This is a genomic window from Mucilaginibacter roseus (genome assembly GCF_021215455.1).
Lineage (GTDB): Bacteria > Bacteroidota > Bacteroidia > Sphingobacteriales > Sphingobacteriaceae > Mucilaginibacter > Mucilaginibacter roseus.
In genome coordinates this window covers 786669-809633 of record NZ_JAJPWV010000002.1, presented here as the reverse complement: position 1 = coordinate 809633, position 22965 = coordinate 786669, and the positions used below count along the sequence as shown (strand labels likewise).

The window sequence follows — 22965 nt, the reverse complement described above, 5'->3', positions numbered from 1 at the left end:
ATTTTATATATAGAAATAAATTGAACTGATTGGCTATTTTAAGCCGTTTGCAACTGCCGGAGCAAGCAAGGTTACCCATTCGGCATACATCTTGGCGGAAGGATGCAAACCGTCGCTCGCTACAAGTTCAGGATCATTAGCTGCTTTGCGCGATATTGGCGTAATATCGATATACTTTACACCAAATTTTTCTGCTTCCTGCTTGTTAATGGCATTATAGGAGTCTATCTCGCGGGCTATTTTTTCTTTGTCGGAATTTTGGGCGTAAGGGGTAACGCCGTAATCAGGTATCGAAAGTACAAATACATGCGCCTTGTTATTGTTAGCGTAGCCGATGGCGGTGTTCAATAACGTTATAAACTCCGTGCGGTAAGTATCAATATTATAACCCCGGTATTGATTGTTAACTCCGATAAGCAACGTAACAATATCAAACTTTCCTGCAGGCGATTGCTCTTTTATAGCACTGATTAACTCATCCGTCGTCCAGCCGGTACGGGCAATAATCTGTGGTTCTTTCAGGTTCAATCCGCTACTTTTCAGCGCTGATACCAGTTGATGCGGAAAGTTTTTATCGGCATCAACCGCCTCGCCTATGGTGTATGAGTCGCCAAGGGCAAGGTAGCTCAAGCTTTTACCTGCGGTATCAGTTGGGTTATTCTTCACGGGATTGGTCACTTCTGTATTGGGCTGACTTTTGCTACATCCGGCAATGCTCAGCAGTGTTATAATTATTGCGAGTATCTTCATATAATCTCCATACCAAAAAGTACGGAAATATGCTTTTGAAGGATTTGTTTAACCTGATTTAAATCAACCTGCTCGCCCAGTTCCTGCTGCATGGAGGTAACGGCCTTATCGTCAATGCCGCAGGGTACAATGTTTTTAAAATAATCAAGCTGCGCGTTAACATTAAAAGCCAGGCCATGCATAGTTACCCAGCGGCTGCAGCGTACACCCATAGCGCAAATTTTTCTTGCTTTGTCATTATCGGCATCAAGCCAAACGCCGGTGTACCCGGGGTAGCGTTCGCCTTTGAGGCCAAATTCAGCCATGGTGAGTATAACCGCCTCTTCAAGGGTACGCAAGTAAAGGTGTATGTCGGTAAAAAAGTTGTCCAGGTCAAGTATCGGGTAGCAAACTATCTGCCCGGGGCCGTGATAAGTTATATCGCCACCGCGGTTAATAGGGTAGTATGATGCCTGCTTTTCTTTAAGCTGCTCGTCGTTCAGCAGCAAATGCTCGGGTTTGCCGCTTTTACCAAGCGTGTAAACGTGGGGGTGTTCGCAAAAAACAAGATAGTTGTTGGTTAATGTTTCATCCTGATAATTGTCACCGGCTACCGCCATGCGGTTGCGCAGTTCCATTTTAAGGTTTACGGTTTCGGCAAAAAGCGTTTCCTGTCTGTCCCACGCTTTCTTATAGTCAATCAAGCCCCAATCCTGTAAAATAACTTTTTTATTCTTCATTGCCTGTCCTGTATAACATAACCTACCATGTAATCCTCATATTGCTGATAGCCCACCTGGTAATCAATATTTACGTCGCCTTTGTTTAGTTGCGCGTTAACCACGCCGTGCCCTTCAAAATTGAACGGCTCCAGCAAAATATTATCTAAAAACGAAACGGTTTTTTGTCCGTAGCATTTGTACACAGCCTCTTTAACGCACCAGCAAACGTATAGCTCTTCTATCTTGCGGTTGTCGCTTATAAAATCAAGCTCTTCGGGGCGCATAAACTTATGTGCAATGCGCTCCACCTTTTGCTTTACCTGTTCAATATCAATACCCACCTGGTATTTGCGGCTTATCATTACGGCAGCGTAATCAAACGAGTGGCTGAACGATATGTAGTAAGGATGGTTTACCAGGTAAGGTTTTCCGTGTACATCAACCTTGCAATCTATATACTCATCGGTGCTAAGCATGGTTCGCAGCAGCACGCGTGTACCCAGCCAGTGCAGGTGCCGCTTACTGTTACCAAGGCTATCAAAAACAGCCTTTTCATCATCTTTTAATTGCAGCTTAACGTACAGGTCATCGGCCGCTTCCTCAATTTTCCAGAGGGCGAATTCAGTATCATCATCAATACGTTGCCGGTAAGCTATGGCCATAAATGTAAAGGTGCAATTTGCAAGGCAAAATTATATCAAATAATTATCATTTAACAGCCTAAAAACTTTCATAAAAATGGTAAACCGGTGTAACATTCCCGTTCAGGATTCCGTCATAGCTTACAAACACTATCACAATTTTTAATACAATGAAAAAGTTATATACAGCCGTATCATGCCTGCTGATGCTTGCCGCGACAGAGGCCTGCTGCAAACAGCAACTGGGCGACAAGGTAGCCATAGGCAAAAAAGCAATTCATCAATCGCCGCATGCCAACGCGCACATTAGCAAACCGCAATAAGTTTGTTGATATTATGCCGTTTGCTGTTTGGTTAATTAATTTTATTTTAGCCGGGTAACACACCCTGTCATGATATTATCAGATAAACGCATTCTCCAAGAAATTGATAATGGCAACATTATTATTGAGCCCTTTAAACGCGAATGCCTGGGTACAAACTCGTATGATGTGCATTTGGGTAAGCATTTAGCAACTTATAAGGATAGGGTGCTTGACGCCAGGGTGCATAATGAAATTGTACATTTTGAAATACCAAAAGAGGGTTTTGTGTTACAGCCCAATACGCTTTACCTTGGCGTAACTGTGGAATATACCGAAACGCATCGCCATGTGCCTTTCCTCGAGGGCAAATCAAGCACTGGCCGTTTAGGCATTGATATACATGCCACTGCCGGTAAAGGAGATGTTGGCTTTTGCAATACCTGGACGCTTGAGATTTCGTGCGCACAGCCGGTGCGTATCTATGCCGGTATGCCTATCGGCCAGCTCATATATTTTGTGGTTGAAGGTGAAATTGAAACCTTGTACAACTCAAAAGGTAATGCCAAATACAACAACCCAACCACCCGCCCGGTTGAAAGCATGATGTGGAAGAATAAGTTCTGACGAGCATCAGCGTAAACGCCTGCATTGCAACATTTTCAATGTAACTGGTACTTCATATTGTTTTTGTGTATTTTAAGCGCACAATTTAAACCTATGAAAATTAAACCGGTTATCCTTTCACTGCTTATTACGTGTTCAATTTGTTTTGCATTTACTTCAGACGATGATCCGATAGCGAAAATTGTACAAAACCTGGAAGAGTGGCTGGAAAAGCGTCCGCAGGAAAAAGTATATCTCCATTTAGATAAACCTTATTATGCCGTTGGCGACACCTTGTGGTACAAAGCCTACGTAACCGTTGGTGAGGAACATCGTTTGTCGGCACTAAGCGGCATACTAAATGTTGAGCTGATCAATGATCAGGATAGTGTTCGCCGCCGCGAAAGAATATCATTGAACAGTGGCCTGGGATGGGGCGAGTTTGTTTTGTCAGACAGCTTGCTGGAGAGCGGCAGCTACCGTATACGCGCCTATACCAATTGGATGCGCAACGCCGGCGAAGCTTATTTCTTTGATAAAACGATAACTATTGGCAATGCCATGTCAAACAAAGTGTTCACCAATACCACGTACTCCTATAGTACTGTTGGTGGACAGCAGCGTGTGGATGCCGTCATCAATTACCGGGAATTTGATGGCAGCCCCTATGCAAACCGGGAAGTAATTTACCGCGCGGAAGCGGGCGGGCGCGTAATGGCCAAGGGCAAAGGCAATACCGATGGCGAGGGTAACTTAAAAATAAGCTTTGAGCCCAAACTTACCGGCCCCCTAAAAGTAGGCAACCTGGTAACAACCATAACCATTGATAATAAAGAAAAAATCACAAAAAAAATCCCGCTGAAGGCTGTTTCGGGCTTAGTTGACGTACAGTTTTTCCCGGAGAGTGGTTACCTGGTTAGCGGGCTTACTTCAAAGGTAGCTTTCAAAGCTACAGGAGCCGACGGTTTGGGCAAAGATATAAAAGGTGTTGTAAAGGATGCGCAAGGCAATACGGTAGCTAATTTTGCAGCTGAACATCTTGGGATGGGCGCCTTCACCTTTACACCCGCTGCCGGCAAAACTTATAAAGCAACTATCACTTTTGCTGATGGGTCAACCAAAGATGTACCGCTGCCCGATGCGCGCCCATCTGGTTATGTAATGAGTATTAACAACAGCAACCCGGCGGTACTGATATTTAAAATAACATCGGCCAGGGTTACCGAGCAAAACCTGATTTTTATTGCACAGTCGGGCGGTAAAGTGCGCTATGCTGCCAAGCCCAAAGGGGCTGATACCGCCTTTACGGCGGTAATACCTAAAACCCGCCTTACATCGGGCATTACGCAATTTACACTGTTTTCGGGAACGGGCCAGCCACTTAACGAGCGACTGGCATTCATCCAAAAGGCGGATGACCTTAAAATAAAAGTCACCTCGTCAAAAGAAGCTTACGCCACCCGCGAGAAAATAACTTTAAATATCGACGGGCGTTTTTCAGCAGACAGCGCCGGGGTGAGCAACCTGTCTATGTCGGTGATAGATGAATCTAAGGTTAAGGTTGACGAGGATGAAGAAAATTCTATTTTCGCCAGTATGCTGCTCACCAGCGATTTAAAAGGTTATGTAGAAAAGCCTAACTACTATTTTCATGATTTGAGTGATAAAACCCGAGCCGACCTTGACCTGCTGATGCTTACCCAGGGATACAGCCGCTTTGAGTGGAAGCAAATTCTGGCCGGCAATTACGGGCCAATGATCTATAAACCTGAGCAAACCATTGATGTTGCCGGAACGGTTACCCAAAGTAAAAAGCCGGTTGCCGGGGCAAAGGTAATGTTGTTTAACAATACCGGCGGGCGGGCTTTTATGATAGATACCGTTGCCGACGCCAATGGCAGGTTTATTTTTAAGGGATTGGTGTTTACCGATAGCCTTAAGTTTATGGTGCAGGCGCGCACGCCTAAAGGCAAAAAGTATGTTGATGTGGCGCTTGACGAAAATGCCACCCGTCAGGGCGTTACCATCAATAAAAACAAGGGCGATGTCTCCATAAATAACGATGGCGATATGATGGGATACCTGCGCCAAAGCACCGCTTATTTTAATGAGAAGGTAAAGTATGGCATGGCAACGCGTAACAATATGCTGGCCGAGGTAAAGATCACCTCGCGTAAAGAGCCTGTAGTTAAACACTCATCAAACCTGAATGGCGCCGGCAATGCCGACCAGGTGTTAACCGCCAAAGATCTGCAGGCCTGCTCAACGCTTGAACAATGCCTGCAGGGTAGGCTGGTAGGTGTAATGTTTAGGAATGGTATACCCTACAGCACGCGCGGCGATGGACAGATGACGGTGCTTGTTGATGGTATGGAACAGGGCGAGGACGCACTGCGCAACGTTACGCCTTTTGATGTAGAGACGATTGAAGTGCTGCGGTCAGGCGGTAAAACAGCAATCTATGGTTTTAGGGGCGGTAATGGCCTTATATTGATTACCACAAAACGCGGGGATGGCGGAATAAAATCATCTTATGTTGGTAACCCGCCGGGGGTAATTATGTATACGCCGCTGGGTTATTACGTTGCCCGTGATTTTTATTCGCCACGGTATGATGTGCCATCAAAGACTAGCGGCATGGCTGATATGCGCAGCACCGTTTATTGGAACCCCAATATTTACTGCGACGGTAAAAAGGCTACCGAAGTAAATTATTTTAATGCCGATGGTAAAGGAACTTACCGTGTAGTGGTTGAGGGTATTGACGACGCCGGGCATATAGGCAGGCAGGTATATCGCTATAAAGTGCAATAACATACAGCGTTTACCATTTTTTGAGTAAATTTGCGGCCATTATGCCAACAGAAGTACAGGAAGAAACGTTCACACTCGAGGAGTTACTGGCCGGACTTAAAGAGGTACACCGCCTTATTTTGTGGAACGATGATGTGAACACGTTTGACCATGTGATCCATTGCATGATGAAATACCTCGACTACTCAGAAGCGCAGGCCGAAAAGATAGCCTGGAAAGTGCACAACGAAGGTAAGTGCGCCGTGTTGGAAGGCTCTTTTACCGAGATGGAGATATATCGTAAAATATTACAGCAGGAAGGCCTTTCCGTTACTGTTGAATAATAAAGATGATAAAAAGCGAAAGCCCTGAATATTGTTCAGGGCTTTCGCTTTTATATAGGCAGCTGTAGGGTTATACAACGTAGTTCCAGCCGTAAGTATCTTCGGTTCGGCCGTAGCGAATGTCGTCCAGTGTTTTTAATACTTTTTGAGAAAATTCACGGGTTAACGGATCGCTCAGCGTAAATTCTTCACCATTGTAATTGATAGAGCCAACCGGAGCAATGGTAGCGGCCGTGCCGGCACCAAAAGCATCAGTAAGTGAGCCATTTTTAGCGCCTTCAATAATTTCGGCAACGGCTACTTTACGCTCTTCAACCGGTATGCCCCAGGCTTGTGCCAGTTTGATAACCGTATCGCGGGTAACACCTTTTAAAATGGTATCTCCGGTGCTTGGCGTTACCAGTTTACCATCCAGGATAAACATCGCATTGGCCGCGCCCATTTCTTCAATAAACTCGTGGTTGCTGCCATCCGTCCAGATGATTTGGTCAAAGCCTTCTTCAACGGCTTTTTTAGCAGGCATCATCGAGCTGGCGTAATTACCGGCAGCCTTGGCAAAGCCCATGCCGCCTTGTGCGGCGCGTGTGTAGTGCGATTCAATTTTAACCCTTAACGGTTTTGAAAAGTACGGGCCAACCGGACCGGTCAGTACCATGTATTTATAGGTAGTTGATGCTTGCACGCCCAGGTAAGGGTCTGTAGCGAACATAAACGGGCGAATATAAAGCGCGTGGTTGGCTTTGGTCGGGATCCAGCCGCGGTCAATATCAACCAGGGCGGCAATGCTTTGTACAAAAACATCCTCAGGGATGGTTGGCATGCAAAGGCGCTCGGCCGAGCGGTTAAAGCGCTCCGCGTTTTTATCCGGGCGGAAGATAACCACTTTGCCATCCTCATGCTTGTAAGCCTTAATACCTTCAAAAAAAGCCTGGCCGTAATGTAAAGCTGAAATTGCCGGACTCAACGAAATATCACCGTAAGGAAGTATCTGAAAGTTCTTCCACTCGCCATCGGCATAATCCACCATCAGCATGTGGTCAGAAAATGTTTTGCCGAAGGGCAGGTTGTCAAAGTCAGTTTCCTGCAAACGCGGCTGCGTTGTTTTGGTGATCTGTATATCCAAAGTCTCAATCATGGCTCTAAAAAATTATTCCGGTATGCAAGTTAGGAATTTTATTCCTTTTTAAGCGGAAGCGATGGTCAAATCATTGTCAGGGTAATAGTAACTCGCCCCTCAAGGCGTGCTCTACCCAGGCTTTGCCCCAGTTGTCCATCTCCTCATTCGTCCACATATTTGGGAAGAAAATACGTTTTTGAAAACGCGGCGGCAGGTATTTTTGCCAGTTGGTGCCGCCTGTGGCGCTGATCTCCTCCGGCTCGCGGTGCAGGTAGCGCACGGCTGATTTATAGTGTGATAGCGGCCAGTTGATATTCACATTCACATCAAAGCGGCGCAGTTCGTGCTTCAATGCATCAGTTAATTGGCCTTGCTGCTGTAATTGCAGGGCGAGGGTGTAAAAGTTAGTAGTAGCGGTGTTTTGCGCCAGTTCGATGAAAGTTTTAGCGTACTTTTTTTCAAACTGTTTTAACGTGAGCGTTTTTTTGCCGGTGGCCAGCTCAGTAGCGCCGAACTTCCAATATATGTGCTCAAACTGCTCTTCAAAAGGGGCGTGTGCCAGCTCGTCGCGCTTGTCCTTCGCTACAAGGTTAATGAAGTTGGTGGCATAGATTTCGATCATGCGGTACTGGCCTGATTGAAAGCCACTGGCAGGTAACAATGACATCCGGAATTTCAGAAACTGTTCCTTCTCCATGCCATCAACCATTATCACAAATGAGTGGGTAAGCGCCTCAAAGTAATTGTTGATTCGCCTAAGCCGCGCGGTAAAAAACTCGGCGGTTATTTCAGCACCCTTTTCGCTGATCTGCTTGCATTCATGTAACGAGAGTTTAAAATACAACTCCGTTATCTGGTGGTACATGATGAAGATCTCCTCATCCGGAAAAGGCGTTTTAGGGCTTTGCAGGCTAAGCAGCGTATCCAGGTGAATGTAATCCCAATAGGTTAAAAAGTCGGCATACAGCAAGCCGTCAAGGTAAGAGGTCATGTCCTGGCCCATGGCTTCATATTTTTCCTGAAGCAGGGCAAGCCGCTTTTCTATTTCGGGAGAGATCATGCCTCAAAATTATAAAAAGTATGCGGGTTACCTATAATCCAGGTATCGATAACCGTTTCTAATGATTATAATCCCGGTTTTTTGGCCATGCCAATAACATTTACGTCTACCAGCTCCAGCGATTGAACCATGTGTTCAACCGTTTTTTTGTACTTTTTAAAATGCGGCGTTTCAATATGCAATTTGTAGGCGGTGGTGTCGGCATACACTTCAAGTATTGTAATGTTTGATGCAGACTTCTTATCCGCAACAGCATAATAAGTAAGTACGCCCGGCTCTAACTTAACAGCAGTGATCATTTGCTCCTTTAACGCGGCATTGTATTTTTCTAACTGCTTTGGCTCTACCTTTATTTTGGCAAGCCTAACCATTTGTTGTGCGGATGCCATCGTATTAACTAAAAACGATAGCGCAACCATAATGATAATGATGTGAATACTGCGATTTACGTGCATGTGCTGATGAATTAAATAATGGATATTTGTATAACGTTAGTAATGTTAAATGTTAATAGCCCGGCTAATAAATAAAAAGTAGCTAATTGATGGCTTTTGCAGATTAATAAAATTAACGCCATATTTGTAGTGTACGACAAAGGCAATGGTGTTCTGCCTATTTGAACCGCTTTAAAAAGCTGATGACGCCTACCACAAATAAGTTATATTCATTTATTTGCAAGTAGGCTATGTTAAAAAATCTTTTCTCCGGGCACCTTTCAACGCTTAAATATGTATTACGCTGGTCGCTGATCACCATACCGGTTTCGGTGGCGACAGGTTCTATGGTCGCATTGTTTTTATGGCTGTTAAACTGGGCTATACATTACCGCTTTGCGCATACATGGCTTTTATATCTGTTGCCCGTTGCGGGTGTGGCTATACATTTTTTATATAAGATGTATGGCGCATCGGCCGAGCGCGGCAATAACCTGGTGATTGATGAGATACATGAGCCGGGCGCGGGGGTGCCAAAGCGTATGGCGCCGCTTATTTTGATTACTACCGTAATAACCCACCTGTTTGGTGGCTCGGCCGGGCGTGAGGGTACAGCCGTGCAGATAGGGGGCAGCATTGCTAACCTGTTTGCCGGGTGGTTTAAGTTAAACAACGCCGATAAACAGGTAATACTAACCACCGGCATTGCCGCTGGTTTCGGTGCGGTTTTCGGTACGCCGTTAACGGGCGCGGTTTTCGCGCTGGAGGTTTTAACTATCGGCCGCATCAGGTACAACTCACTATTGCCCTGCCTGATAGCCGGTATGTTTGGCGATCTCACCGTATCAGCGTGGGGCTTACACCATACGCAATATCATATTGATGTTGTAGCTACAAGTCAGCAAATTTACGGGCATAATATCCACTTGAATTTGCTGCTTTTGTTCAAGGTTTTGGTGGCCGCGGTTTGTTTTGGCTTGGTGGCCTATTTATTTTCATTCACCGTACATCAGGTTAAAATCATCGCAATAAAAGGCATAAAAAAAAGCTGGCTGATACCGGTTTGCGGCGGAGTGATTATTATAGCGCTCACGCTACTTTTAGGCAAGCCCGATTACCTGAGTCTTGGTGTCGACGCCGAATACCCGGGAGCGGTTACCATCGTATCTGCATTCCATCAGGGCGGGGCAGAAGCCTTTAGCTGGCTTTGGAAGCTGGTTTATACCTGTATTACGCTTGGCACCGGCTTTAAAGGAGGAGAGGTTACACCTTTATTTTATATAGGCGCTACGCTGGGTAATACGCTGGCATCAGTACTTGATGCCCCGGTAAGTTTATTTGCAGCTTTAGGTTTTATAGCCGTTTTTGCCGGGGCTACCAATACGCCGCTGGCCTGTACTATAATGGGTATCGAACTGTTTGGCAGTGAGCATGCCCTGTTATTTGCAGTCGCTTGTTTTGTGGCTTATTACTTTAGTGGCCCGTCGGGAATTTACAGCGCTCAACAACAGCGTGGTTCTAAAATAGGGGCGAATAGTTAGCACGCCGCAAACACTTTTACCGGTATTGGTTGTTATATGAAAATACAACCCAGAGCGCTATGCAGATCAAAAAAATCATCATCGGAATTGACGACAGCAAATATGCCGAACACGCGGCTAAATATGGTTTTGATTTGGCACGTAAGTTTGATGCTGTCGTTGGCGTGGTAAATATTATTGAGCCTGTTGTTACGCCGATGGATACATCAGATAATTTACTGGGGGTGCCGCTGGCCAACGTGGGCGGACCGGAAGAGATTGATCTAATCAGATCGCAGGCGGATAGTTCAGAAAATTTGATCCGCCGCACGGTTGATGCTATGGCTGAGGGGGTACAGGTTACTTACTTTAGCGAGTACGGCTCAACTGCGGATGGTATACTGCAATGTGCCAAAGAGTTTCATGCCGACCTCATTGTTGTAGGAACCCACAAACGCTCTGGCCTCGACAGATTGTTAATGGGCGATGTAACCGAAGGCATAGTGCGCCGGGCTACTATACCTGTGTTGGTAGTACCGTTTGAGGAAGGGAATTTGTCAATTCGCTGCGCTGTCATTGGTTAGTTCCCTTCGCTGTCATTGGGCATTTGTAATTGGTTTGGATATTCAATAATTGCCCAATGCCTAATGACCAATGCCCTTAATAAAGCAACCTGAATTTTATCGTCTGCTCAATCGCTTTCAACTCGTTTAGTACCTGCGGATCATAGCCGGTATTTACGTCGGTGATAACATAGCCTATCTGCGCGTTGGTTACCAGGAATTCACCTACTATGTTGATGTTGTGGCGGGCAAATACATCATTAATTTTGGCCAGTATGCCCGGTACGTTTTTGTGGATGTGTATCAGCCTGTGTGCATTGCTTACCCGCGGCGGTTGTAGATCGGGAAAGTTGCAACTGGTATGCGTTTTTCCCTCGTTCATAAAAGCAATCACCCGTTTCGGGATGAAATCATCGTTGCGAGGGTTGTGCTTAGGGTCGTCAAATATGATGATGCCGTTATCGCAGGCTACTTCAGCCAGCTTGCGGCTTTGTACTTTACCAAAAATACCGATCACTTTTAACCGCCCGGCATTCTGTAATTGTTCAGGCGTAGGTTGGGTATCTTCGCTACAAAGCAGTACGCCGGCCTCGTGCAAGTAAGTGTCCTCAATAGTATCCTTGTGCCGAATATTGTAACCTTCCTTTTTTAATTGAGCTAATGCCTCTTCATCAACATTACCTACCACAAGGCACTTTATACGATTTTTAGGGTACGATATTGCGCGCGGCAGCTTGTTGATATACAAAAACTCGTCAAAGCTTGGGGTAATATGGTCGGCTTTTTCGGCTACCGATTTACGCTCGATGTTCTCCGTGAAGGCGAAGAATTTTTTGATTAAGCCCGACTCCTTTAGTTGGAAATCAGAATAACCATCACCTATGCCGTAAATATCACCGGGTAAATTAAGCTCCTTAAGCAGAATTACTTTACCGCCTTCTTTCGACAGCGGGTTTTCACGATCATACCCTATGATGTTGCCCTCATCATCAAACACAAAGGTATTGGCGTAGATATTTTCCTTTTTGATATGATACTCGGTAACCACCGGTGTAATAAACTCCTTAAAACCACCGGACACGATGAGTACGCCGTCCGAATGGTTTTTGAAGAAAACCGTATTGCGTGAAAAGGAGCGCGATACCTTCTTTTTAAGATGGCTTACCAATAGTTTAAGATGATCGCGATTTGCTTGCAGCAACTGCACACGGCGCTGTAAGCTCTCGCTGAAGGATAGCTTGCCTTCCATGGCCAGGTTGGTTAACCCTTCAATCTGCTCATAAATGCTCTCCCTGTCCGGGTGCGATTTAAGCGATATGCGGGCAAGTTCATCAAGGGCTTCCACCTGGGTAAAGGTGCTGTCAAAATCTATTATAAAGTAATCCATCAGTTACAAAAGGCAAAGCGCAAATGTGCAACTTTTAGGGTTTACTTCATAGTGTTAAGGCTACAATAAGCATATTTAAATGCTTAAGTATGACATTGAATTTCAGGTAAAACGTTATACCAATCGGCTTATTTTATGATTGCGGCAATGCTTCTCTGCTGTTACTCGTTTAACCGTTGCGGGCGGCGTTTTTCGGGGGGCAGGGCCTGGTACTTTTTGTACGAATCGTTAATGTAGATAGTTAATGATTGCTGATCATTATTTTTAATATCATCATATTTGGGGCGATACAGTGTCATGAAGTTTTCGAGATCTTCACCTTTTAACGGAACTACGGAACTTACAAATTTAGGATTGAAGGCGCGGTCAATTTCCCGCTCCTGTACCTCGCGTTTAAAGTATTTTTTTAACCGGCGCGCGTTGCGGCCCTCGCGACTAAACCAGCTTGATGGCGAAAGCGGGTATACCTTACTTTTTTCATACACTTCGGGGTATTCGGCTTCCGGGTCAAATGCCTTGCGGGTGCCGGATATATTCACCGTGTTCAGGCGGATACCTTGTGGTGTTAATCGTATTTTCTTGGGCGAAAGATCGGTAATGTAAACAGTGTCGGCCGCATAAGTAGGCGCGCTAAACACCACCAGATGGCCTGACGCTGCCGTTATTTCAAAGTTACCGTTCTTGTCGGTAAGCGTCATTTGTTTGTTGGTCAGGTCGTGTACAAAAACTTCAGGTAAGCGTGTGTTGCCGCTGCCCTCGTAAACGGTGCCTTTTATTTTGTTTTGGGCACTTACGGTAATGGTAGCAAAAATAAGTAGTAGCGTAGCGGCAATAGGTTGCAGTTTCATAGTTATTAGTAGTTACCTTGTAAATATAACCTGTTTGCCACGTATTGGTTTGTTATTTAACGTTTTTAACAGTTTGACGACGGTTGATTGTTGTCATCATTGTCAAAAATTCCGTCTTGGACATATTCCACAACAATCTCAATTATTTTTTGAACCCTTGAGTTACAATTTTCAAAATGAATATTATCTAAGATTTGAATACCATAGGTTCTTATTACTTCACTTATTAATGCATGAACAAAAGATTGTGTTGCAGAACCTACTTTATCAAAATCAATTTTGATTCTACCATTTTTGTCAAGTTCTGGTTGGATTTTATTAATTCTTAAATCTCTTGCAATATCTTTATTCTCTGCAAAGTCATTGGTATATTTATAGATGAAAATGGTTTTCATACAAATTTTGGCTTTTTGTATTTGCTCTTGTTTTTTTGTTTAATATTCAAATGGTAAGCGCTTCTAATCATTTCTAATAACTTCTCGAAATCTTGGTTCATGTCGAGTGATATATCAATTCCTACTGCTGTTCCATTCCATTGAGCAACATTTGATCTAAAAGTGGCTCTATCAAAGGCTGGATCAGGAAATAAATTAACATACTCGTTAGGCGGTGTTTTATATAACTTGAAAAGGAGTTTCCACTGTATAGTAAAAACAAATCTCTACTTACCTTTGCGATACTTTTAGTGAAGAAAAGGCCGGCACCAGCATTAAACTCAGTGCCTCCTACTTTATTTGTAGTTCCGGTTATTCCGGGTCTTAATGCTAAATCTACTGCCTCCTTATCATTTTTCGTTGCGTAGGATTTATTCATAGATGCCTTGATGCCGATTCCTCTGTCCGCAACGCCAATAGAAATGCGATTTGATTTTTTAAAATATTGAGCTGAAACAATAGCCCCAATTTCTGATTCTGAATGTTCAAGTACATTTCGAACTAATTCACTTATAACATACTTGATTGGAAAAGCTTGCTCTGGGGTTGTATGTAAAAGAGGAACCATATCAATTATAAACTGATTCAATTCATCAGATGTTTTTATTTGCCTTGCTGGAATAAACCTTCCTGAAGATTCATGCTCATTAATTTGTAAACCATGATGTGGTTTAAGATGATTTATCAATCCCATCCTTAACAAGTAAGGTCTTGATTTGGCTGAGAAATCTTCACAATTAATAAATCCACCAGTAATTTCCATCTCTTTAGCTAAAGCTACGATCATGGAAATAACCAAAGGGTGAATTGATATCCATTTTTGATTGGAGGTGACATTCAACACCGAAGTGTTTAAAGGATTGAACTTACTTGTAAAAGATTCAATGTTTCCTAAAAATGCACTATTAGGTACGTGGATGTCCAAGATTAAGATTCTAATTAAGTCATTTACAAGATATAAAAATATAATAGGAATCACTTGTATAATTATTTACATCTCGTCAACATCCGCCGTTACCACATCTGCACATTTACCCGTATCTTTGCAGCTATATTAATTTGACTCACATAAAATTATGCTTAAAGGATTTTTCAACGTCCCTAAGCCGCAGAACGAGCCTGTATTAAATTACGCTCCGGGCAGTGCCGAGCGTGCTTCGTTAGAAGCCGCGCTTAAAGAGGCGCGCGCTGTTGTGGCCGACATACCTATGTACATTGGTGCCCAAGAAGTGCGCACCGGCAAAACCCTTGAACTGCGCCCGCCGCATGATCATCAGCACCTGCTGGCTACCTTTCACGAAGGTGACGCGAGCCACGTAACCGCAGCCATTGATGCTGCCTTGGCCGCCAAAGCTGATTGGGAAAACCTGGCCTGGGAACAGCGTGCCGCCATATTTTTAAAAGCCGCCGATCTAATCTCTGGTCCGTACCGTGCTAAAATAAACGCCGCTACCATGTTGGGCCAGTCAAAGAACGCCTACCAGGCCGAAATTGATGCCGCCTGCGAGTTTGCGGACTTTTTGCGCTTTAACGTGGAGTACATGACGGAGATTTACGGTCAGCAGCCCCCGGTATCGCCAAAAGGTATCTGGAACAGGGTTGAACAACGCCCGCTTGAGGGTTTTGTGTTCGCCTTAACGCCATTTAACTTTACCGCCATTGCCGGTAACCTGCCTGCGAGTGCCGCCATGATGGGTAACGTAGTGGTTTGGAAACCTGCCTACCCGCAAATTTTCGCCGCTAACGTTATCATGCAGATTTTTATCGAGGCTGGCCTGCCTGCCGGCGTTATCAACCTTATTTATGTTGATGGCCCTGTGGCGGGTGATGTTATCTTTAACCACCCGGATTTCGCGGGCATACACTTTACCGGTTCAACCGCGGTATTCCAGCATATATGGCAAATAATTGGTACCAACATCCATAAATACAAAACCTACCCGCGCATAGTTGGCGAAACCGGCGGTAAGGATTTTGTGCTTGCCCATGCGAGCGCTAACCCCGAAGTAGTGAGCACTGCTTTAGTTCGTGGCGCGTTTGAGTATCAGGGACAAAAATGTTCAGCCGCTTCTCGCGCCTACATCCCGGCTTCGCTGTGGCCTGCTGTTAAAGAAAACGTGCAACGTGACCTGGCCTCAATTAAAGTTGGCCCGGTTGAGGATTTCAGCAACTTTGTGAATGCCGTTATTACCGAAGCATCATTTGATAAGCTGGCCAAATACATTGATGCCGCCAAAGCTGATGATAATGTTGAGCTGATTGCCGGTGGTGGTTATGATAAATCAAAAGGTTGGTTTGTTGAGCCTACTGTACTGCGTGTTAACGATCCGCATTATGTTACCATGTGCGAGGAATTATTTGGCCCGGTATTAACTGTTTATGTATATGAGGACGATAAGTTTGAGGAGATATTGGATGTAGTTGATACTACTTCAATATATGCCCTTACCGGTTCTATCATATCTCAAGACAGGTATGCTGTAGCACAGGCTACACAACGCCTGCGTAACGCCGCCGGTAACTTCTATATTAATGATAAACCAACCGGTGCCGTAGTTGGCCAGCAGCCATTTGGCGGTGCCCGTGGTTCAGGTACTAATGACAAGGCCGGTTCAATGATCAACCTGCTGCGTTGGGTATCTCCACGCACTATTAAGGAAACGTTTGATCCACCGAAGGATTACCGTTATCCTTTCTTAGGATAATAGTTATTCTGATAAAAATAAAAACGCCCTTGCCATATCGGCAAGGGCGTTTTTTATGCTAGGTTACGAGTTGATTATTTTTTCAGCTTTAATCTCGAGATAATATACTCGCTCACCTTTTTCCCCTGAATAGCTCCCTGGTCAACACTGTTCCTGTAATGTATCCCGCCGTAAAAACGACTGATCGAAGCCTCATCTGCCGCCTGTACAAATGATTTAAAATTGCGTTTCATGCCGATATAGCGCAAGTCGCTGGTATCTTGAAAGGCAAAGCTATTGCCAAACAGGTGCGTAAGCATCACCGCCGCAGCCCGGGTAATGGTACTGTGCCCGCTCGGATATTCCGGGAAGGGCGGGGTTTGCAGACGCGGAGTCCACTCGGCATCAATCTTATCGTTGATAACCGTTACCGGGCGCACGTAGTTGGTTTCGTACTTGGTATTCCAGCAGCAAATAAAAGCATCATACATACCTATAGAAGTCAGGGCGTATGCTTGCGCTGTTTTTACGGCATCAGCTTTATTTTTTTTGCAGGCAATGGCGGTAATACCTATCCAATGGCCGCCGGGCGTTATCTTTTTGTTAGCAAAGGTCATGTGCCCGGCATGTTCCAACACAAAGGGGTTATCATCCCAGTAGCGGGCAATATCCTTTTGCTCGTCAGTCAGCTTTTTGCTGGTTTCGTATACCTCCAAATTCTGTTTAAAATAAGCACTGTTCTTATCCTCGCTATACGATGGTGGCGGGGGAATGCTCACCCGGTCAGACGAATCCAGCACAAAAGTCTTCATAGTTCCCCAGCAATATTCTACGCCGTCCAGGTAATCGGGTGGGGTAGGGTGCCATTTACCCGGTGCCTGGCTGCCCAAAAACTTAGGCTTGCCGCGCGTTTGCAGGTAATTATCTTTCATCAACCGCTTGATGATCACCTTAGCCACCGTATCGCCAAACGCAATGGAGCGGGCATAAGTCGAGTCGTCCATTACGCCTTTAAAACGGCTATGCAAGCCCTCTTCATAAGCCTTTAATGAATCGACAGAGAATGTAACCTTACGGGCTACGCTAAAAAATGCCTGAGTAGCAGCAAGGGTAAAGTTATAGGTCTTGCCCTTGTCGGGCTGGGGCATGGTGCCAAAGCCCTGTAACTGTTCTGTTAACGATAAATAATCAGGCTGCTCAAAGCGTATAGCCTCATACGAAGCAAGGGAAGCATAAGCATAAATACGGCTGGCTACGGGCGGCGTAAACACATCGTAAATAATCAGCTGCGTTAGTTTATCTTCGTTTTGATGTATAACATTGGCATCATCCAATTTTGCAGCGTTTTTCTTTTCGTTCTGACAAGCATACAGGCAGGTTGCGGCTAACACTACGGCTATAATTATTCTACGGATCGTCATTCTATATTAATGTTATTTAGTTGATAGCTACATTGCGGCTTTGCCCTTTATTATTGGTGATGCTAATGGCAGATACTTTCGGACCAACGGTTAAAAAGCGCCCGGACTGTGACAAAAACGATGAGCCGTAATAAAACTCCTGCTTTTGCTGTTTGCCATCTCGGTAACTGATCTTCGCGCTCCTGTCATCAGCTTTTATAGCAACGTTTTTAGTTGGTTTATTTAATTGTAACACCTGCAATTTACCGCGGTGCTGGCTGGCTGCCAGCAGATATCCGCCTTTAGCATTTTGCAGCTTGGCCAAGGCCTTGCCGTTGCCGGGCAGATAGATGCCGCTCTCCAAGATGGATAATGGTTTGAAATTGCCTTTGCCATCTCCTTTTAAAAGTAAGCCGTTAAGCGCATCATAACGCCCTGTTGACACTTCGGTACCATAGTCATTGCCGTTTATAACTACATCAAGGTTACCATCGCCATCAAAATCATCGGCCACCATTCCGTTAAGTACCGATATTTGTGCCATTTGCGGCAGCGGGATAATGGTGAACTTGCCATTACCATCATTACGCAAATAGCACGACTGCATGGTGTTGGCACTTAGTTTAATGGCACCTTCAAGCTGTTCGGGTGTAATCAGCTCGTCCATAGTCGCGGTGGCGAAAGAGCGGTAATTGGTATACCGTTTTTTAAAGCTGATATTTTGTTTGAGCAGGTCATCACGCCCAACAGCAGGATATTCCCGCTTTACACCATTCGAGTCGGGAAAATAGATAGATGGTATTACGCCGAAACTGCCGTTCTTATCAAAATCCTTGGCGATCACCGATACCGGGTACTTTTCGCTCGCCTGGTAAATGGTGTTGGTGCCGCCGTTGCCCACAATGTAATCCATACGGCCGGTGTGCCTGAAATCGCCGGCTACAATGGTATTCCACCAGCCGGTTTTGTTTTCGATACCCGATGATGCGGTTACATTTTCAAACTTGCCGCCTTTGTTAGCTAAAAAGGTTACGGGCATAAACTCACCGGCCAATATCAGGTCGGGTTTGTTATCGTTGTTAAAATCGCTGAACAGCGCATCGCAAACCATGCCAATGTTGAGCAGGGCAGGAGCTACCTCTTTGGTAACATCCGTAAATTTAACCTGCCCGTTTTGGCTGTCGTTACGTAAAATAAAGCTCGATACCGGTTTAGGATAATTCCATGGCGATACACGGCCGGATACGAACAGGTCGGGCTTGCCATCCTGGTTGTAATCGCATGCGCGAACGCATAGCTTGCTGGTAGTATTTGCTGGCAGGGCATTAGTAGCAAGGGTGAAATTGCCCTCGCCATCGTTTACGTAAAACCTGTCCTGATAGGCGGCGCTTTCGGGGCCTTCGTGGTAACCGCCGCTGCTGGCGTAAAGGTCAAGATCGCCATCGCCATCAGCATCAAACAAAAGCAGCCCCTCATCTTTATAATTGCTTTTTAGATCAACTGCCGGTTTGGCGAATGCCCGCTGTATGAATTTGCCATCAGCCTGTTGTAAAAGTACCTGCGCCGGGTTGTATAAGCTGCCGCCGATAACCATATCATCAATGCCGTTACCATCTACATCGCCTACCGCCAGCGCGGGACTATACTCCGAAAATTTGTGCGGCAATAGCTTTTGTATGTTGAAGTCAATAAAATCAATATCCTGATTGGTGTATTTGATGCCCAATGAATCGGTTACATCATTAAAAAGTGGGGATGAAGTTTGCCTGTAACCCCAGGCAAAGCTTTGTTTAGCATCAGCCTGTTTTACGGTAAGCTTTGAATCAGCCTTTACATTTGTGATTTTTTGATATTGGTCGACACCCGGCCACTTAATAAGCACCGAATCAATCTTGTTTATTTTACCCAAGCCAAAATGAGCGCCACTTTCCAGGCTCGATATATAGCCACGGTAAGGCGTATTTTCACAAACCTGCGTTTTGCCGTTATCGTAGTAAATTTCTGCAACAGCGCCTAAGCCATTCCTGTTGAATTTATCCCCTTTAAAGCTGATTTTCAGGAAGTGCTGATCGCTTAACTTATCCTTGTTATCGCGCGATTTGTTGCGGTAAACCGATGCTTCATCATTTATATTATTGATCACTACGTCAATGTCACCATCATTATCCAGATCGGCATATATTCCGCCGCTCGAAAAATTTTTCACCTCAAAGCCCCAATCCTTTCTTACATCCTGAAAGGTTAGATCGCCGTTGTTGAGGTAGGCGTAGTTATGAAGTTTGATCTGTGGTATTTGCGCCAATATCTCTTTTTTTGATGCCACGGAATAAGCGCGTTGGCGATAAGCCATAAAATCATGGTCGGACACGTCCTTCGGGAAGCCGTTGGTGATGATGAGGTCGCGGAATCCGTCGTTATTATAATCAGCAACCAGCGGCGTCCAGCTCCAGTCGGTTTGCGCAATGCCGCTTAAAAAACCAATTTCGGCGAATGCCGGCGCACCAGGCTTGCCTTTTTCTATTCTTGGGCCAAGATTTAATTGTAATGTATTGCGCACGTATTGGTATTGCGTGGTATAGCTGTCGAAATTCTGATAGGTTTGGTACATATTAGCTCCAAGCATCATCTTTTTGCGATAGTTATCCTCGGGGTTCATGTCCAACTCAATTACATCAGGTAGGCCATCATTGTTTATATCAATCACATCCTGCCCCATGGCATTGTAAGCTGTATGCTTAAAATATTCCATGGAACGGTCGGTAAAGGTGCCATCATGATTATTGATGAACAGAATGTTGCTCGAGATAAAATCGTTAGAAATATAGATGTCCTTCCAGCCGTCGTTGTTGATATCTACCGTTGACGCGCCATGCCCGTAACCATCGCGTGTAACACCGGCCTTAACCGTTACATCAGTGTACACGGGGTGATTAAACTTCGCATTCCAATCATTGCGATATAAGCGTCCCGACTTACGGTCGGGTTGATAAAAAGCCTTACCGAATATGCTGGGATTATAAGTAGCAGTGGCGTTGTTCACAGTGAGGTACATATCCAGGTCGCCATCGTTATCATAATCAAAAAAGCTGGCCATGGCCGACTGCTCACTCATGTTCAAGCCATATTCAGCCGCCATTTCTTTAAAGCGCGGAACGCCGTCGGCGCTTTTGCCTTGATTGATGTACAGCAAATTGGTGCGCAGCTTAGGGTTAGCTAAAATGGCGCTGCATACATATAAGTCAAGCCATCCGTCGTTATTGATGTCAATAACCGCGACGCCACGCCCCCAGTGGCCCATGCCATCTACATTGGAAGTTTTGGTTACGTCATCAAACTTCAGGTCGCCACGGTTGAGGTATAGTTTATTGGGCACCATGTTGCCGGTAAAATACAGATCGGGCAAGCCATCGTTATTGAAATCTCCCACACCTACACCGCCGCCATTATACACGTTCACCACGTCCATTGGGTTAATGGAGTCGGTCTCGGCGATATCATTGCGAAAGTGTATGCCGGTATGGCTAGATGACATATCCTCAAATAGCGTATCCGGCTTTTGGCAGGCACAAAACAGGAGCAGCAATACCGCTAAAAGCGAGTTGTAAAATTTAATCATGTACGTTTATAATTAGGGTGATATGCCAGGCGGCTACCTCTCCAAAATTAAAAGGTATTTTTAAATAAGCAAGTGATTATTAAGCCAAAAGAGGCCCCTCTTTTGTGGAGAGCGGCCTCTTTTGTATCAAGGTTTTAGTTTGTTAATAACCCGGGTTTTGTGTCAGGTTAGGGTTGAGGCCGATCTCATATTGAGGGATCGGGTATAACTCACGACCTGTTGGTATAGTAACATTGTATACTTCTTGTATAAAAGAGGTTGCAACGCCTGCCCTGCGCAGGTTGTAAAAGGTTGAGTACTCGCCTGAAAGCTCGTGACGGTATTCATGATAAACCATCTTCAGCGGATCGGTAACTACCTTGCCTTCACTGATGAACGTAGCTGGCGCGCTGCCGCCAAAAGCACGGTCGCGAACGCGTTTCATAGTGGCTAAACCGCCTGATACATCACCCGTACGAATCTGGCACTCAGCCTTACTCAGCAATACCTCGGCATAGCGCAGCAATATTTGATTTTGTGCGCCGAAGATTGTACCATCGCCGGAGTTGCCGTTAAGCGTAGGGTCACGCCACATTTTTTCGTTGTAATAACCGCTGCGCAGCTGTGTAGCGTCAGAGCCTACCCACGGGCGTGCAACTGTACCGCAGGTGTTGATAATCTTGCCGTCGGTACCAGTGTATTTAGCTTTTGTTGCAGCATCGGTGCTTGCAAAACCGGCAATAACCAGCGGATACGATTTTATACCGCCACGGCCTTTAATGCCAGGGCTTGGGTTTTCGTCGCCAGGGCCAATTACGGTTGCCACTTTACGCAAATCGCCTGCCTGAAATCCATCGTACAATCCTTTATTAGCATAATCATAACCGAAGTTTGATACCTCTTCAGGCATGCCGAATGAACCTATCCACGCAACCTCGTTACTACCGCCCCAGCTTTGGGTACCTGCTACAATAAACTGAACCTCGAAAAGTGATTCGGCGTTGTTTTCCTTATCATATTCGTGCACGTCAATAAAGTTTGGCAGCAGTGATGACTTTCCTTCAATCTGGTTAAAAGTTGCCAGTGCTTCGCTATACTTTTTAAGCCACATTTGTGCGCCCCCCAAATAGCCCAATGCAGCAGCTTTTGTTGCACGGCCTAAGTCGCTGGCCTCATAGCCTTCGCGCCATGGCAGCAGATTTACCGCTTGTTGTAAGTCGCTTTCAACCTGTGCAAAGACTTCATCCTGACTGCTGCGCGGGCGCAAGCCATCATTAGCGCCGGTGGTAAGTTCCAGCGGTACACCACCGAAACTTGCTGCTAGGTAATAGTAGGTCATGCCGCGTAAAAAGTAAATTTCACCGGTTAAACGATTGGCAAGCGCTTCGGTTAAAACACCGCGATCTTTCATTTTGGCAATAATTGGCAATGCCGAGTTAGCACGTGCGATACCTATGTAAGCGCGTTGCCAGAATACCTGAATAGCGCCAAATGTAGCTGGTATGGCGTAGGTGTTATAAAAACGGTCGTTACCCCAGTTGAAAAAATCGTGTGTTTGAAAATTGGCATAATACCAGAGTGATTTTTTTAACAAATCAGCATTCTGATAGGTGTCATAAATGCCATTAACCAATGCTATGCCGTCTTCGGGCTTATCAAAATATGCTTGTTCAGTTCCAAAGGATGTGTCTTTTTGATCAAGAAAACCTTTTTGGCAACTTAACGGAAGTAGTACCACCAGTCCGACTGTGAGTACATATAAATATTGTTTGATCTTCATTCTTTC

General features: G+C 45.1%; 20 protein-coding genes and 1 riboswitch. Of the genes, 7 read left to right on the top strand and 13 right to left on the bottom strand.

Annotated features, from left to right (window positions below; genetic code table 11):
* Nucleotides 1–33: 33 nt before the first annotated feature.
* The 3 genes from LT679_RS08440 to LT679_RS08430 are packed head-to-tail and all read right to left on the bottom strand — an operon-like array spanning nucleotide 34 to nucleotide 2113.
* Nucleotides 34–750: an SGNH/GDSL hydrolase family protein gene (locus LT679_RS08440; protein ID WP_232177013.1), complete on the bottom strand. Its 717-nt coding sequence runs from the start codon at nucleotides 748–750 to the stop codon at nucleotides 34–36.
* Nucleotides 747–1469, bottom strand: a complete 723-nt coding sequence (lipB, locus tag LT679_RS08435) for a lipoyl(octanoyl) transferase LipB (protein ID WP_232177012.1) — start codon at nucleotides 1467–1469, stop codon at nucleotides 747–749. The genes LT679_RS08440 and lipB overlap by 4 nt, the downstream gene beginning before the upstream one ends.
* The gene (locus LT679_RS08430) at nucleotides 1466–2113 is read right to left on the bottom strand and encodes a 4'-phosphopantetheinyl transferase family protein (RefSeq protein ID WP_232177011.1); all 648 of its coding nucleotides are present in this window, start codon (nucleotides 2111–2113) and stop codon (nucleotides 1466–1468) included. The genes lipB and LT679_RS08430 overlap by 4 nt, the downstream gene beginning before the upstream one ends.
* Before the next feature lie 149 nt (nucleotides 2114–2262).
* Between LT679_RS08430 and LT679_RS08425 the strand changes: the two genes are divergently transcribed.
* The 4 genes from LT679_RS08425 (at nucleotide 2263) to LT679_RS08410 (ending at nucleotide 6137) form a co-directional block, all read left to right on the top strand.
* A complete protein-coding gene (locus LT679_RS08425; RefSeq protein ID WP_232177010.1) occupies nucleotides 2263–2415 on the top strand; it encodes a hypothetical protein in 153 nt (50 codons plus the stop codon).
* 69 nt (nucleotides 2416–2484) lie between these two features.
* Entirely contained in the window at nucleotides 2485–3021 is a 537-nt protein-coding gene (gene dcd / locus LT679_RS08420; RefSeq protein ID WP_232177009.1) for a dCTP deaminase, read from the top strand.
* A 93-nt stretch (nucleotides 3022–3114) separates the two neighbouring features.
* A complete protein-coding gene (locus LT679_RS08415; RefSeq protein ID WP_232177008.1) occupies nucleotides 3115–5814 on the top strand; it encodes a carboxypeptidase-like regulatory domain-containing protein in 2700 nt (899 codons plus the stop codon).
* A gap of 41 nt (nucleotides 5815–5855) precedes the next feature.
* Nucleotides 5856–6137 carry an ATP-dependent Clp protease adaptor ClpS gene (locus tag LT679_RS08410; RefSeq protein WP_232177169.1) on the top strand — a complete coding sequence of 94 codons (282 nt, stop codon included), beginning with the start codon at nucleotides 5856–5858 and terminating at the stop codon, nucleotides 6135–6137.
* A 70-nt stretch (nucleotides 6138–6207) separates the two neighbouring features.
* Here LT679_RS08410 and LT679_RS08405 read toward each other — a convergent pair whose 3' ends face one another.
* The 3 genes from LT679_RS08405 to LT679_RS08395 form a co-directional block, all read right to left on the bottom strand.
* Complete coding sequence (locus tag LT679_RS08405; protein WP_232177007.1) at nucleotides 6208–7272, bottom strand: branched-chain amino acid aminotransferase; 1065 nt, start codon at nucleotides 7270–7272, stop codon at nucleotides 6208–6210.
* 76 nt (nucleotides 7273–7348) lie between these two features.
* Nucleotides 7349–8314 carry a tryptophan 2,3-dioxygenase family protein gene (locus tag LT679_RS08400; protein ID WP_232177006.1) on the bottom strand — a complete coding sequence of 322 codons (966 nt, stop codon included), beginning with the start codon at nucleotides 8312–8314 and terminating at the stop codon, nucleotides 7349–7351.
* Nucleotides 8315–8379: 65 nt separating this feature from the next.
* A complete protein-coding gene (locus LT679_RS08395) occupies nucleotides 8380–8769 on the bottom strand; it encodes a putative quinol monooxygenase (RefSeq protein ID WP_232177005.1) in 390 nt (129 codons plus the stop codon).
* A 132-nt stretch (nucleotides 8770–8901) separates the two neighbouring features.
* Nucleotides 8902–8968: riboswitch (Fluoride riboswitch) on the top strand.
* 31 nt (nucleotides 8969–8999) lie between these two features.
* Between LT679_RS08395 and LT679_RS08390 the strand changes: the two genes are divergently transcribed.
* Nucleotides 9000–10289 carry a voltage-gated chloride channel family protein gene (locus LT679_RS08390; RefSeq protein ID WP_232177004.1) on the top strand — a complete coding sequence of 430 codons (1290 nt, stop codon included), beginning with the start codon at nucleotides 9000–9002 and terminating at the stop codon, nucleotides 10287–10289.
* A 59-nt stretch (nucleotides 10290–10348) separates the two neighbouring features.
* On the top strand, nucleotides 10349–10852 hold the full coding sequence (locus LT679_RS08385) for a universal stress protein (RefSeq protein WP_232177003.1): 504 nt from the start codon (nucleotides 10349–10351) through the stop codon (nucleotides 10850–10852).
* Between the two features lie 76 nt (nucleotides 10853–10928).
* Here the strand turns inward: LT679_RS08385 and LT679_RS08380 are convergent, their stop codons facing one another.
* The 4 genes from LT679_RS08380 to LT679_RS08365 all read right to left on the bottom strand — a co-directional run bounded on the left by LT679_RS08380 (nucleotide 10929) and on the right by LT679_RS08365 (nucleotide 14425).
* Nucleotides 10929–12221: an HAD-IB family phosphatase gene (locus LT679_RS08380; RefSeq protein WP_232177168.1), complete on the bottom strand. Its 1293-nt coding sequence runs from the start codon at nucleotides 12219–12221 to the stop codon at nucleotides 10929–10931.
* 158 nt (nucleotides 12222–12379) lie between these two features.
* Nucleotides 12380–13066: a peptidase associated/transthyretin-like domain-containing protein gene (locus LT679_RS08375; protein WP_232177002.1), complete on the bottom strand. Its 687-nt coding sequence runs from the start codon at nucleotides 13064–13066 to the stop codon at nucleotides 12380–12382.
* A 65-nt stretch (nucleotides 13067–13131) separates the two neighbouring features.
* Entirely contained in the window at nucleotides 13132–13461 is a 330-nt protein-coding gene (locus LT679_RS08370; RefSeq protein ID WP_232177001.1) for an STAS-like domain-containing protein, read from the bottom strand.
* Nucleotides 13462–13582: 121 nt separating this feature from the next.
* The gene (locus LT679_RS08365; RefSeq protein WP_232177000.1) at nucleotides 13583–14425 is read right to left on the bottom strand and encodes an ATP-binding protein; all 843 of its coding nucleotides are present in this window, start codon (nucleotides 14423–14425) and stop codon (nucleotides 13583–13585) included.
* 151 nt (nucleotides 14426–14576) lie between these two features.
* Between LT679_RS08365 and pruA the strand changes: the two genes are divergently transcribed.
* Entirely contained in the window at nucleotides 14577–16205 is a 1629-nt protein-coding gene (pruA, locus tag LT679_RS08360) for an L-glutamate gamma-semialdehyde dehydrogenase (protein WP_232176999.1), read from the top strand.
* 74 nt (nucleotides 16206–16279) lie between these two features.
* Here the strand turns inward: pruA and LT679_RS08355 are convergent, their stop codons facing one another.
* The 3 genes from LT679_RS08355 to LT679_RS08345 all read right to left on the bottom strand — a co-directional run bounded on the left by LT679_RS08355 (nucleotide 16280) and on the right by LT679_RS08345 (nucleotide 22959).
* The gene (locus LT679_RS08355) at nucleotides 16280–17605 is read right to left on the bottom strand and encodes a vanadium-dependent haloperoxidase (protein ID WP_232176998.1); all 1326 of its coding nucleotides are present in this window, start codon (nucleotides 17603–17605) and stop codon (nucleotides 16280–16282) included.
* 16 nt (nucleotides 17606–17621) lie between these two features.
* Nucleotides 17622–21200 (bottom strand): VCBS repeat-containing protein, encoded by a 3579-nt coding sequence (locus LT679_RS08350; RefSeq protein WP_232176997.1) that lies wholly within the window; start codon nucleotides 21198–21200, stop codon nucleotides 17622–17624.
* 142 nt (nucleotides 21201–21342) lie between these two features.
* A complete protein-coding gene (locus LT679_RS08345; RefSeq protein WP_232176996.1) occupies nucleotides 21343–22959 on the bottom strand; it encodes a RagB/SusD family nutrient uptake outer membrane protein in 1617 nt (538 codons plus the stop codon).
* Nucleotides 22960–22965 lie beyond the last annotated feature (6 nt).

Excerpts from the sequence above, each read along its gene's own strand:
- LT679_RS08415 (WP_232177008.1), top strand. The coding sequence starts at position 3,115 with ATGAAAATTAAACCGGTTATCCTTTCACTGCTTATTACGTGTTCAATT.
- LT679_RS08375 (WP_232177002.1), bottom strand. The coding sequence starts at position 13,066 with ATGAAACTGCAACCTATTGCCGCTACGCTACTACTTATTTTTGCTACC.
- LT679_RS08355 (WP_232176998.1), bottom strand. The coding sequence starts at position 17,605 with ATGACGATCCGTAGAATAATTATAGCCGTAGTGTTAGCCGCAACCTGC.
- dcd (WP_232177009.1), top strand. The coding sequence starts at position 2,485 with ATGATATTATCAGATAAACGCATTCTCCAAGAAATTGATAATGGCAAC.
- LT679_RS08400 (WP_232177006.1), bottom strand. The coding sequence starts at position 8,314 with ATGATCTCTCCCGAAATAGAAAAGCGGCTTGCCCTGCTTCAGGAAAAA.
- LT679_RS08370 (WP_232177001.1), bottom strand. The coding sequence starts at position 13,461 with ATGAAAACCATTTTCATCTATAAATATACCAATGACTTTGCAGAGAAT.
- LT679_RS08390 (WP_232177004.1), top strand. The coding sequence starts at position 9,000 with ATGTTAAAAAATCTTTTCTCCGGGCACCTTTCAACGCTTAAATATGTA.
- LT679_RS08425 (WP_232177010.1), top strand. The coding sequence starts at position 2,263 with ATGAAAAAGTTATATACAGCCGTATCATGCCTGCTGATGCTTGCCGCG.
- LT679_RS08385 (WP_232177003.1), top strand. The coding sequence starts at position 10,349 with ATGCAGATCAAAAAAATCATCATCGGAATTGACGACAGCAAATATGCC.
- LT679_RS08410 (WP_232177169.1), top strand. The coding sequence starts at position 5,856 with ATGCCAACAGAAGTACAGGAAGAAACGTTCACACTCGAGGAGTTACTG.
- LT679_RS08440 (WP_232177013.1), bottom strand. The coding sequence starts at position 750 with ATGAAGATACTCGCAATAATTATAACACTGCTGAGCATTGCCGGATGT.
- LT679_RS08405 (WP_232177007.1), bottom strand. The coding sequence starts at position 7,272 with ATGATTGAGACTTTGGATATACAGATCACCAAAACAACGCAGCCGCGT.
- pruA (WP_232176999.1), top strand. The coding sequence starts at position 14,577 with ATGCTTAAAGGATTTTTCAACGTCCCTAAGCCGCAGAACGAGCCTGTA.
- LT679_RS08350 (WP_232176997.1), bottom strand. The coding sequence starts at position 21,200 with ATGATTAAATTTTACAACTCGCTTTTAGCGGTATTGCTGCTCCTGTTT.
- lipB (WP_232177012.1), bottom strand. The coding sequence starts at position 1,469 with ATGAAGAATAAAAAAGTTATTTTACAGGATTGGGGCTTGATTGACTAT.
- LT679_RS08345 (WP_232176996.1), bottom strand. The coding sequence starts at position 22,959 with ATGAAGATCAAACAATATTTATATGTACTCACAGTCGGACTGGTGGTA.
- LT679_RS08430 (WP_232177011.1), bottom strand. The coding sequence starts at position 2,113 with ATGGCCATAGCTTACCGGCAACGTATTGATGATGATACTGAATTCGCC.
- LT679_RS08395 (WP_232177005.1), bottom strand. The coding sequence starts at position 8,769 with ATGCACGTAAATCGCAGTATTCACATCATTATCATTATGGTTGCGCTA.